Here is a 12,356-nt window from a genome sequence, read left to right as displayed (position 1 = left end):
TGAATATTTAGGCTTATCCTAAATACGTTTTTAATACTTTACTTTTTGATGTATGTCTTAATCGGCGTATGCCTTTTTCTTTTATTTGTCTTACACGTTCACGTGTTAAGCCGAAAGCTTCGCCTATTTCTTCAAGGCTCATGGGTTGGCTGTTGCTTATGCCGTAATAATTTTTAATAACTTCCGCTTCTTTTTCAGAAAGTGTGTTTAATGCACGATTGATTTCCACATTTAAAGAAGCCTTCATTAAGCCTTTATCTGGTCTGGGCGATTCATTGGCGTTTACAACATCATATAATGTTGAAGTTTCACCTTCTTTTAAAGGCGCATCCATAGAAACATGCCTGCCAGAAATTTTCATGGATTGCTTTACGTCACTTAGAGAAAGATCCAATGAATTTGCGATTTCTTGTGCACTTGGCGGTCGCTCATGGGTTTGTTCTAAAAACGAATAGGCTTTATTTATTTTGTTAATAGACCCAATTTTGTTCAAAGGTAACCTAACTATTCGAGATTGTTCGGCTAAAGCTTGAAGAATTGCTTGACGAATCCACCAAACTGCATACGAAATGAATTTAAAACCTCTGGTTTCATCAAAACGTTTGGCCGCTTTTACCAATCCAGCATTACCTTCATTTATTAAATCTGGTAACGTTAAACCTTGGTTTTGATATTGTTTAGAGACTGAAACCACAAAACGTAAGTTAGCGGTGGTGAGTTTATCTAAAGCTTCTTGATCTCCTTGTTTGATGCGTTGTGCTAATTCTACCTCTTCATCGGCGGTTATTAATGATATTTTGCTAATGTCTTGAAGGTATTTGTCAAGTGATTTAGATTCTCTGTTGGTAACTTGTTTCGTAATTTTTAATTGCCTCATATATTGTTTTTAAGTTATAGATTATACTATGTACAATCTAACTTTTTTATTGAGAAAACCTAATAATTACGGTTTTTTCTTGCTAAAAAGCATGAAAAAACATAAAAAATGCTATTTTACAGTGTCTTTTTGCTTTTTCTTGTTTAATAATCCGCCTAAAACATTTTTAACAGCATCTTTAGTTGTTGGTGTCGTTGTTTTTGTAGAATCGGTTGTGGTTTTTGTTTTAGTGCCACTCACAATACCTCCAAGTACATCTTTAACCGAGTTGCTTTGTGCTGTAGAAGTCGAATCCTTTTTAGCTTTATTGCCCGAAATTAAATCACCAAGCATACCACTTACTTTGTCTTTACCTTGGTTAAGTAGTTTTTGCTTTTGAATTTCCACCAATTGTTTGGTTAAGTTGGTAATACCACTTGTTAAATCGGTTTTTACGGTTGGGCTTGTATAGTTGCCTCCAATAGTTGCTGTAATAGGAATAGTGATATTTTTCGCAGAAGCATCATCAATTTTTGCAATAAGATTGGTAACCTCGGTACCTAAATATTTAGCAGGCACATTAAATACGGCATTATACGCCATGGTTTGATCGAAACTGTGAGACCCAGCAATTTGAATATCGATGTCTTGATATTTAATATTGAATGGTTTCACGCTTACTTTGCCATCATTAAAGGCAAATTGTGTTTTTAAGTCGTTTAAATTTATTTTTTTGAAATCGACAAAATTTAAAGAGTTTCCTAATTTATTTAAGACTTCGGCATTTGATGGGTTTACCGTTGAAGATAAAATTTCAGCTAAAGCACTTCCGGATAGACTGTTTAAATTAGGGGTCATATCATCAGTTAGCTTGCCATTTAAGTTAAGAGTTGTATTTAATTTCCCTTGTATAATTTTAGCTAATGGCGCTAGCTTTTGAAAAAGCTCCATGCCTTCAAACGATTTGGCAATATCAACACTATTAATGCCTAAATCCATGTTAAAAGTTGGTGTATCGGTTTTTGTTGAAACTAGGCCAGAAACAGCTACTTGACCATCAAATAAATTGGTGGTTAAGTTTTGCAGTTTTACTTCTTCATCCTTAATAATTAAAGTGCCTTTAGTGTTTTTAAGTTGTAAATTGTCATAAAGCACCGTGTTAGCTTGGGCGTTTATGGTACAATCTAAAAACGCAGGAATTTTTAATGATTCTTTAGTTGCTGTAGAACTTTTAGTAGTTTCCGTTTTGTTTTCTGTTGAAGCAGGAACGTCATCACTCATAAAGTCGTTAACAGCAAAGGTGTTGGAATTTAAATTGAAATTACCTTTCAAGGTTTTGTTGCTAAACATAAATCCAAGCAAGTTTTCAATGGTTCCAGTAGCATTTAAATCGGTTTTGCCCGTTTGAGCCTTAAATGAGTTTAATGCTACAGTTGCAGTGTTGAATGTAACAGCAGCATCCGAAATTAGTAACGGACTGTTAAAAGCATCCGAAGCATATTTAAAATTACTTAAATTCATATTTCCACTGGCTTTAACACGGTCATAAGCATTTTTTTCGATGGCTTCCATATCAAAGGCCGTATTTACTTTAGCTTTTAAAATACCTGTAAGCTGTGTTTCTAAATCAACAGGATATACTTTTGAAATATTTGCTAAATTGAGAACACCATCAATATCGGCATTGACAAGCATATTGCCAGTTATGTTTTTTATGGTTGCAGAAGATTTGAAAACATCTTGGTCAATCTTAAAATTCAAGGTATTTATGGCGACATAAGTATCCTCAGTTTTACCTGTAGTATTTTTAATTTCCGTGTCAATCACTATATTCGAAACGCTTTTTGGTAAGTCTGGATATTTGAATGAAGCATTGTTCGATTTAATGCTAATATCCAACGTTGGGATGGTTTCATCGGTAACCATACCTTTTATAATCCCTTTTACTTTAAAATCACCTGTAGTTTCAACGTTTTCTATATTTTTAGAATAGGTCTCTGGGATAAGGGCTAAAAAGTTTTTGAATGACGATTCAGGGTTTTCAAAGGTGATATCAACATCTTGTCCTGCTTCTAGCAATTGTACAAATCCGTGAAACTCTATGGGCAATTGATTAATAAATCCTTTATTGTCTTTAAATGTGTATTTACTGTTTTCTAAATCCAGTCCAATTAAAGCATCCAGTTTTATAGGGTTGTTATTTAAATAGTTAGAACCGTCCATAGTGAAACTTACTTTAGCATCACTTTTTGTGTCCAATTCCGATTTTTCTGCTGAAAACGTGCCTTTTCCTTCATGGTTAAATTCAGAAATACTTAAAACCATTTTTGAGTCTTCACTAATACTTATATAATTTATGGTACTATTTTTTATTTGATAATCCTGAATATCAAAAGCAAAACTGCTCGATTCTGTTGAAGCATTTTCTTTTTCTTTGGTGATATCGTAATTGGCAGCACCTGTAGCATCGGTTATTAAATTAAGAAGAATACCATCTGCATAAATGGAATTTACTATAATAGCCTCGTCTGCACTTTTAAAAAGTTCTTTAATAGACATGGTAAGAGCAATGCTTTTAGCACTAACCAAGGTGTCTCCTTTAAAAGGTTCAAAATTAGTAATAGCCAAATCGTTTATGCTTACATTGGCTTTTGGGAAACTTTTTATAAAACTTAAGTCTACATCGGTAAAGTCGACTTGAGCATTTAGGTTTTCGTTCATGGTTCGTTTAACCATGTCTTTTATTTGCGATTGAAAGATAAAAGGGGCTGCAACTAAAAGTACAATAATGACAAGTAGTGATATTCCAGTGATTTTAAGCGCTTTTTTCATAGATTTGGGTTCTAATATATTCAAACAAAAATAACCAAAATGATGGTTAATTGTTAAAATTTAATAAAGTTTTATAGTTTTTAAATAAGTTGAATTTCTTCGTTGTGTTTAAGTTTAAAGCGCTTTCTAAACAAATAAACGCCTAAATACATAAAAGGTGTATCGCAAATAGCGATAAGTACTTTAAAAAGGAAACCGCTAATTAATAAGCCTTTAAACATGCTCCAAGGCAATACTTCAAAGACGCACAATAATAGCACGACGGAAAATGTATCTACAAACTGCGACAAAAAGGTTGAGAAATTATTACGCAACCATAAATGTTTGCCTTTAGTAAGGCGTTTCCAGAAATGATAAATTTGAATATCTATAAATTGGGCAAATAAATAGGCCGTCATACTAGCGCCTACAGCTAAAATAGTACGGCCAAACACGTGTTTAAACGTGTCGTCATCAATGGGAGATGTTGCAAACGCAGGTACTGCATCAGCCACATACACAATTAAAACTGAGAAAAGTGACGCAAAAATACCAGCTACTACTACTTGGTTGGCGCGTTTTTTACCATAAATTTCACTTATTAAATCGGTTATTAAAAAAGTAATGGGATAAGGAAGAATACCTACCGAAACAATAAACAGTTTGCTTCCAAAAATTTCAATATCAAGTGGATACCAGTAAAAAAATTTTTGAAAAATTAGATTTGAAACCACTAGTGATGTTATAAAAAGCGCTCCTAGCAGCATGTAAATTTGTTGGGCAGCAAGTTTGTCTTTTAAAGTCATTTATAATTGTGAATAAATAGGTCTTGTAAATATAAAGGAATAAAATTTGTTTTACTTATTTTGCCGTTAGTTATGATACAGCCAACAATATTCTATATCGCATTAGGAAGTAACAAGGGAGATAAATTTAAAAATCTTCAGGATGCTATCGATTTAATTTATGTAAAAATTGGTAACGTTACACATATTTCAAAAGTGTATAAATCGCCTGCATTTGGTTTTGAAAGTGATGATTTTTACAATGCCTGTTTAGTTTTAGAAAGCTATCTGGAACCCGAAACCCTACTTCAAGAATTACTAACTATTGAAACCAGTTTAGGACGCATACGAACCGATGCAAGCAAATACGAAGCAAGAACTATTGATTTGGATATAGTTTTTGTAGAAGATGCCATTATAAACACAGAAACATTGCAAATACCACACCCAGAAATGCAAAAGCGTAAGTTTGTTTTGTTGCCACTTAATGATATTGCAGCAAAAGTAAAACATGCTAAATTAGGTAAAGAAGTGGCTGTGTTATTGGAGGAATGTGAAGATGATAGCGTTGTAGAGCCCATTAATATATGGTTGAAAAACCCTAACAAGGTTTTTGATTTTTCTAAATATAATTACATTGCTATTGAAGGGAATATTGGTGCAGGAAAAACCAGTTTAGCAACTAAAATTTCACACGATTTTAATGCAAAACTTATTTTAGAACGTTTTGCAGACAACCCATTTTTACCTAAATTTTATGACGATGCAGCGCGTTATGCCTTTCCGTTGGAAATGTCGTTTCTTGCTGATAGATACCAACAAATCAGCGACGATTTATCGCAACTCGATTTATTTAAAGACTTTATGGTAAGTGATTATGATGTGTTTAAATCGCTCATATTCTCAAAAGTGACTTTGCAGGAAGACGAGTTTAAATTATACCGAAAGCTTTTTTACCTCATGTACAAAGAGTTGCGTAAACCTGATTTGTATGTGTATTTATACCAAAATACTGAACGTTTGCAAGAAAACATTAAAAAGCGTGGTCGTGATTACGAACAAAACATAGCGAATGATTATTTAGATAAAATAAATACAGGCTATTTAGAATTTTTAAAAACCCAAACCGACTTTAATGTGAAAATTATTGATATTTCAGATAGAGATTTTATTGAAGATAGAAGTGATTATTTATGGGTTTTGGGGCAAATTTGTGGGGAATGATTTTGTTTTAGAATATTCAGTTTTAAAGTTCTTATATTAAGAATATCAAGGTAACCCTATGTCTCCTTGAGCGCAGTCCAAAGGTTTTAATGGTTTGGATTTTTAGATAGGTGTAGTTAGCACTCAACCTGACAAAACAAATTATTTAATTGTAAAGTGAATTAAGGTTGTTCATTTTTTTTTATTTTGAAAGTATATCAATTAAAACCCCAATAGCAATTGCAAAAAACACTGAAATTAAAGCGCCCAGTATATATGAAGCAAATGCTTTTAAATAATTAATAGGTTTCTTTTTGTCGAAAAATTGCCCTATAGACCAAGTAATGTAAGCAACGCCTATTAAACCTGCAATTCCCATTAAGTCAAGTTTTGTTACACCTTGAAGCAATGCAAAAAATGCAAAAATGAGCATGCCCATGCCCATAACGAAACAGAGAAGGATTAAAATTTCATAGAAATTGTAGTTGTACTTTCTAAAAAAGAGTTTTGTACAAAGGGCAATAAATACGCCCATAAAAATATTAGCATACCCATAATTATTTTGAGCCCACTTAAAAATTAATCCAACGGAAGATTTATTAACTTCATCATATTTTATATATCCGTCTTCAATATGAAAAAAGGTGTTAACAAGGGAATAAATTAGAGAAGTTACAATAATGAAAATAATGGGTTTTACAAGCCTGTTTCTGTTTTCTAAAATAAAGTGTCTTACATTCTCGCCTGGTCTAATTAACAGCTCTTTGATGGTGTAAAAAATGCCTTTTTCAAAATTTAATATTTGTCCAATTTCGCCAACTATGTAATGGCCGTCAATTCTTTTAAGGGTTGCAGGTTGTCCGCAGTTCGAACAATAATTTTGAGATACTTCGCTGTTACAGTTTTTGCAGTTCATTGATTTTTAATAGTATTCATGATTTTATACCCCAATAAACGAATTTATAATTTTACAGGCATAGATTCTTCCCAAGAAAATCCTAAGGACTTTCTTGGGAAGGCAAAATCAAGTAATTATTTTCACAAAACGTGTAGCATTTACTTTTTAACCCGTTTAAATCTAACAAGATGTTGTATCTAAAATAAGTCTGTTTTTAAAATAGCGCCATTACTTGCGTTTGTAACTAATGCTCTATATTGACGAAGCCATTTTGACTTTATTTCTTTTTTTAACGGAACAAACGCTGCTTTTCTTTTTGCTATTTCTTCTTCCGTTAAATTCACTGATAAAATATACTGATCTACATCAATATGAATTTCATCTCCATCTTTAACAATACCAATTAAACCACCTTCAGCAGCTTCAGGACTTACATGCCCAATGCTGGCACCTCTAGTGGCACCGCTAAATCTACCATCGGTAATGAGAGCCACTTTAGCTCCTAACCCCATGCCCATAATTAATGATGTTGGTGCTAACATTTCTTGCATACCAGGACCTCCTTTAGGGCCTTCGTATCTAATAACTACCACGTTACCCGCTTTTACTTTACCTTCTAAAATACCATCAATCGCTTCTTGTTGTCCATCAAAGCAAACAGCAGTTCCTGTAAACACTCTATTTCCTATAATACCAGCGGTTTTAATCACAGCACCTTCTTCAGCCAAATTTCCGTATAAAATGGCTAGTCCACCTACTTTGGAATACGGATTGTCTATAGTGTGAATAACATCGGTATCTTTAATATAGGCATCTTTAATTTTTTCGAATACCGTTTCACCAGTAATAGTAAGGTTATCTAATAAAACGCTGTCGCCTCTTTTTGTCATTTCTCTCATCACCGCATTTACACCGCCTGCTCTATTAATATCTTCCATATGCACTGTGGAAAGGCTAGGAGAAATTTTAGCAATATGAGATACTTTTTTAGAAATGATATTAATATCTTCAAGATTAAAATTTACATCAGCTTCTTTGGCAATTGCTAACATGTGTAAAACAGTATTTGAGCTTCCTCCCATGGCCATGTCAACAGCAAATGCATTTTTTACTGCATTTTCGTTTAGGATATTTCTAAGTTTAAATTGCTCGGTTTTTGCACTGTCTTTTGCAATGTCGCAAATTCTTCTCGCTGCTTGTCTGTAAAGTGCTTCACGCTCTTTGGTAAGCGCTAAAATAGTTCCGTTTCCTGGAAGCGCTATTCCCATAACTTCCATAAGGGTATTCATGGAGTTTGCAGTGAACATTCCCGAACAACTTCCGCCACTTGGGCAGGCATTACATTCAATATCATTTAACTCTTCATCAGTCATTTCACCCGCTTCGTGTTTTCCAACAGCTTCAAAAGCCGTAGCAAGATCGATAGGCGTACCATCTTTTGTGTGTCCTTTTTTCATTGGGCCACCACTTACAAATATAGTTGGCACGTCTACTCTTAAAGCGCCCATAATCATGCCTGGAACAATTTTATCACAGTTAGGTATGGCAATCATCGCATCTAATTTATGCGCATTCATTACGGTTTCAATAGAATTCGCTATAATTTCTCTAGAAGGTAGTGAAAAAAGCATCCCATCATGTCCCATTGCAATACCATCATCAACACCAATGGTATTAAATTCAAAAGGCACACAACCATTTGCCTTAATTTCTTCTTTTATGATTTTTGATACTCTGTCTAAAAAAAAGTGTCCAGGAATTATCTCTATGTATGAGTTGGCTACGCCTATGAAAGGTTTGTTAAAATCTTCGTCTACCAAGCCTGTTGCTCTAAATAAGGATCTATGTGGTGTTCTTTGATGTCCTTTTTTTACTTCATCACTTCTCATAATGCTATTTTTTTTAATTGGGGTTATGTGAATTATTAATATGGTTGGTTTAAATATTTATATTTGAGATTTAAGCCTACTGAGCGTTTCTGGTGTAATGTTCAAATAGGCCGCTAGGTTTGAATTAGATAACCTCTGAATGAGTTCTGGGTTGTTTTTTAGTAAGCTTAGATAACGTTCGGTGGCATTTTGTGTTAAAAGGCTGCTAAGTTTAGAGTTTATTACTGTTAAGCCATATTCAAGAATATAGATGTATATGTTATCCCAGGCTGGTATGGTGTTTCTTAAATGAACAAAATCACTATTGCTAATCACTAAAAGTTCCGAATTTTCTACGGCTTGTATATATTCAGGCGAAGGTTCTCTAGAAATAAAACTAACAATGGAGGTTAAGAAGGTGTTTTCAAAAGCCATAAACCGGGTCGATATATTGCCATCTTCATTAATATAATATAAGCGAAGACAGCCTTTCTTAATGAAAAACAACTGGTTAGCGACAGCGTTCCGTTCCAGTACAAGTTCGTTTTTTTTAACATGCATTGGTTTGAAACAAGATAATATATTACTGATTTGTTCTTCGCTAAGATTTGTTTTTGCTCGAATGATGTCTGCTAGCATTGTTCCGTAATCTAAATATAATTATCGACCTCAAAGTTGAGGTAAATAATTTTGAAAAACATTGATATATGTCAATATCAAATTAATCGATGTGTGTTTTTTCTGTGAATCAATCTTTAGATTAGAAAGTAAGAAGTTTGAAAGAGAATAATGAAAGTTTTGGAGTTAAGTTTTTTTTGTAATTGTTGAGAGGGTATAATACATTGATCTGTTTTGAGGGCTTTAAAATTTATGTTTATTTTTTGTTTTTGTGCGAGGATTTTCCAAAGGAAAATCAGAAGCTAGTAAACAAAGTAACTAACATTGATTAAGCACAAAACAGCAATTTTTTATATACTGCTTAGTGATTTATTCAATTTTTAATTATTTTTCACCCAAGTTTCTTTTACTGCTACCTTTTTATAATTTCCATTTTCAAGAGGTATTTTTAATTCTCCTTGAAATCTCAGAGTGTCATTACTAATGGTAAACTTATAAGTTACTTTTAAGTCTTTTCCTAATTTTTCGGAATAATGGTTTTCATCTATAATTTCATATTCTCCTTGAATTGTTTTTTCTCTTTTTCCATCTTGGTAGTGAGATAAATAAAATGTATTATCATTAGTAAAAGTTTTCATTCTATTGTTCTCATTCTGAAAAGTTTGCTTTTCATTTGAAAAACCATTAACAAATAGCCAATTTCCAATTAGTGGATTAGTATTCTTATTTTGAGCACATGCAGTTAACGTTATTACTAAAATTATTAAAGGGATAAATTTTCTGTTCAAAATATTTAAATTTAAGGTTTACAATTTTTTCATTCTCACCATTAAGCACAATATATGAATATAACCAATAGACTATATCCGCAATATATCTACACGAATATAATAGATAATAACTTACAAAAAATATCTTTTTTCACACTATACATTGTCATTCATCGATTTTTTATAAAAGGTCTCTGGGGCTTTTGTTCGATATCCCTTTTCTAGGGTTGTTTATCTCAGTAGTTTTTTTGTTTGTTAAGCGATACATTTGTTAAAAGCTATGTTTTGTATAACATAGTAACAATACGCCCTTTATTATTTTCCATAATGTATTCGTTTAAAACAGTTTCTTCTTCCACTTTAAAATGAAAAGGTGCTTTAAGTAAATTAACACCACTATTTTGCTTTAACCGAATGCCTTGTCCGGAAATAATATCTTTGTTGGGGTTGAAGTTTCCAAAAGGCAGATGTTCTGTTAAAATAATGTATTTATAAACGCTTAATTTTCTAACAAGGTTCTGTATTTCGGAATTTGATACATGCTGTAAAACTTGACGTAAAATGATGCAGTCTGCATCTGGAAGCTCATCGTTCGCCATATCCAAACATTGAAACTCTAAATTGTTTTCCTTGAATAATTTTTTGTTTCTTTTAATAAGGTCTTCAACAATATCAATAGCGTCATATTTTTTGGTGTATGCAACGAGGTGTTTTCCAATATTGAAATCGCCACATCCCAAATCGCAGACGGTTAAAGGTGTTTTAAAAGCGGTTAAAAAAGTAGTTAAAGCCTCTAAGTAAGGCTTTGTAATTTCAGGAGCATGAGAACCTGCGCCAGAGTAAAAATCGAATTCCTTTCCGCCCCAAAGTTTCAGTTCGTAAATCTGACTCATGGCATCTTTAGTTGGCCACGGGTTTTTAGCTTTTTTTGTCACGTATTAAGAATGTGAAATTTTAGCAAAAGGAGCCATTGCATAAAATATTCGCGATTTACTTTTACAATGTTTTTTATTATTCTTTTGTGTTATGGGTTTTTAACCATTCTTCACCATCTTTATCTCTAAAGAAATCCATCCATACATAATACATTTCTTTGTTGGCATCTACACTTACAGAATGGCTTGAGGCTAGTGGGATATGAAGTAGAGAATATTCTGGGAAATTAACCTGAGCTTCATCAGCATACACAATGGAATGGTTATCTTCAAGTCCTAAAAATAATTGTTCTAGCATGCCGTGTACATGGGCGCCAACTTTATCTGGTCCAATAGTTCTAACGGTACCCATAGCAATTCTTGGTATGTATTTGTTAGGTAAAATTGTTCTGCTTGTTGTTTGCGGACTTTTTATAGGCTCGGTGTACGATTTGCAGTCTGTGAATTGTTTAAAATAGATATTATCAATATTTTCTTTTGGAAACGTTTTGATGTCTTCACGATCAAGTTCTGTTTGGAAAACGGATATTTTAAGATAATGAAGCGTATCGTTTTCAACAGGTTTAAACGTAATACCTTCAACATTGTTTGGCAGCATAATGGTTTCGGGTACAATGTTATAAGTTTCACTTCCAGAAGTTAGCGTACCATATCCTTTTATGAATAGGTAAATGGTTTTGTGGGAATCGTCAATGTTTGCCTTTTGGGTAATAGCACTGGTAATGGCAACATGCTCTGACGTTACACCGGGAATTTCTTCATTTAAAATAGTTTTGCTCTGCTCTTGCTTGTTCGCTTGCATGTCCATAGCCAGATATTCAATAGGAATTTCCTGTGCGTTTATTGGAGCGAATGAAAGCGTTATGGCGGTAAAAATCGAAAAAATAAATAGTGGTTTCATGTGTCTTAGTTTTGTTTCCACAGATTTCAGGGATAGTCGCTGATTTTTTTAATTCTTTACTGTGTATATCTGTGAGATTATTTTTGTGTGTGTCTAATTAGTTTTAGACGCCTAATTTACTGAATAAATCCCATACCACCACGCCACAACTCACCGAAATATTTAAGGAATGTTTGGTCCCATATTGTGGTATTTCAATAACCACATCGCTTGCTGAAACCACGTTTTGGGCGACGCCTTTTACTTCGTTACCAAAAACTAAGGCATATTTTGTATTTGCTTCGGGTTTGAAGTCGTTAAGCATGGTGGCGTTTTCAGCTTGTTCTATGGCACAAATTTTTACGTTTTCAGCTTTTAACTTTTCAATTAAATCTATCGTGTTTTCTACATGTTCCCAATCTACCGTGTCGGTACTTCCTAATGCTGTTTTATGGATGTCTTTATGTGGCGGTGTTGCCGTAATACCACACAGATAAATTTTTTCAATTAGAAAAGCATCACTCGTTCTAAATACGGAACCTATGTTGTTTAAACTTCTAATATTATCAAGAATAATGATTAAGGGTGTTTTCTTTATATTCTTAAAATCTTCAACGCTTAATCTATCTAATTCGCTGTTTTTTAGTTTTCTCATGTGCAAATATTCAAAAAAAAATGGCTGTAATTAAAATGAGATATTAAAATAATGAATTTTGTTAAAACTCTATTTTA

The 12,356-nt window shown here is 33.1% G+C and carries 11 protein-coding genes; 1 reads left to right on the top strand and 10 read right to left on the bottom strand.

Annotated features, from left to right (window positions below):
* Positions 1-13: 13 nt before the first annotated feature.
* The 3 genes from EV196_RS12155 to EV196_RS12145 all read right to left on the bottom strand — a co-directional run bounded on the left by EV196_RS12155 (position 14) and on the right by EV196_RS12145 (position 4,473).
* Positions 14-877, bottom strand: coding sequence for a sigma-70 family RNA polymerase sigma factor (locus EV196_RS12155; RefSeq protein ID WP_132218028.1), 864 nt, complete (start codon positions 875-877; stop codon positions 14-16).
* Between the two features lie 111 nt (positions 878-988).
* Complete coding sequence (locus EV196_RS12150) at positions 989-3,688, bottom strand: AsmA family protein (protein ID WP_132218027.1); 2,700 nt, start codon at positions 3,686-3,688, stop codon at positions 989-991.
* Between the two features lie 80 nt (positions 3,689-3,768).
* Positions 3,769-4,473 (bottom strand): queuosine precursor transporter, encoded by a 705-nt coding sequence (locus tag EV196_RS12145; RefSeq protein ID WP_132218026.1) that lies wholly within the window; start codon positions 4,471-4,473, stop codon positions 3,769-3,771.
* 72 nt (positions 4,474-4,545) lie between these two features.
* Between EV196_RS12145 and folK the strand changes: the two genes are divergently transcribed.
* The gene (gene folK, locus EV196_RS12140) at positions 4,546-5,676 is read left to right on the top strand and encodes a 2-amino-4-hydroxy-6-hydroxymethyldihydropteridine diphosphokinase (protein ID WP_132218025.1); all 1,131 of its coding nucleotides are present in this window, start codon (positions 4,546-4,548) and stop codon (positions 5,674-5,676) included.
* Between the two features lie 181 nt (positions 5,677-5,857).
* Here folK and EV196_RS12135 read toward each other — a convergent pair whose 3' ends face one another.
* The 7 genes from EV196_RS12135 to EV196_RS12105 form a co-directional block, all read right to left on the bottom strand.
* Positions 5,858-6,571 carry a DUF3667 domain-containing protein gene (locus EV196_RS12135; RefSeq protein ID WP_132218024.1) on the bottom strand — a complete coding sequence of 238 codons (714 nt, stop codon included), beginning with the start codon at positions 6,569-6,571 and terminating at the stop codon, positions 5,858-5,860.
* Between the two features lie 179 nt (positions 6,572-6,750).
* Positions 6,751-8,442 carry a dihydroxy-acid dehydratase gene (gene ilvD / locus EV196_RS12130; RefSeq protein ID WP_132218023.1) on the bottom strand — a complete coding sequence of 564 codons (1,692 nt, stop codon included), beginning with the start codon at positions 8,440-8,442 and terminating at the stop codon, positions 6,751-6,753.
* A gap of 57 nt (positions 8,443-8,499) precedes the next feature.
* The gene (locus tag EV196_RS12125) at positions 8,500-8,982 is read right to left on the bottom strand and encodes a Crp/Fnr family transcriptional regulator (protein ID WP_243652237.1); all 483 of its coding nucleotides are present in this window, start codon (positions 8,980-8,982) and stop codon (positions 8,500-8,502) included.
* Between the two features lie 437 nt (positions 8,983-9,419).
* Positions 9,420-9,827 carry a hypothetical protein gene (locus EV196_RS20045; RefSeq protein ID WP_132218021.1) on the bottom strand — a complete coding sequence of 136 codons (408 nt, stop codon included), beginning with the start codon at positions 9,825-9,827 and terminating at the stop codon, positions 9,420-9,422.
* Between the two features lie 260 nt (positions 9,828-10,087).
* Positions 10,088-10,744: a class I SAM-dependent methyltransferase gene (locus tag EV196_RS12115; protein ID WP_243652236.1), complete on the bottom strand. Its 657-nt coding sequence runs from the start codon at positions 10,742-10,744 to the stop codon at positions 10,088-10,090.
* Between the two features lie 76 nt (positions 10,745-10,820).
* Positions 10,821-11,645, bottom strand: a complete 825-nt coding sequence (locus tag EV196_RS12110; RefSeq protein WP_132218020.1) for a hypothetical protein — start codon at positions 11,643-11,645, stop codon at positions 10,821-10,823.
* 103 nt (positions 11,646-11,748) lie between these two features.
* Entirely contained in the window at positions 11,749-12,279 is a 531-nt protein-coding gene (locus EV196_RS12105; protein ID WP_132218019.1) for an RNA methyltransferase, read from the bottom strand.
* Between the last annotated feature and the right edge of the window lie 77 nt (positions 12,280-12,356).

This window comes from Mariniflexile fucanivorans, from assembly GCF_004341235.1.
In the GTDB taxonomy this organism is placed as follows: domain Bacteria; phylum Bacteroidota; class Bacteroidia; order Flavobacteriales; family Flavobacteriaceae; genus Mariniflexile; species Mariniflexile fucanivorans.
Note: the sequence above shows the minus strand (reverse complement) of the source record. Positions and strands in the feature narration are given on the sequence as shown.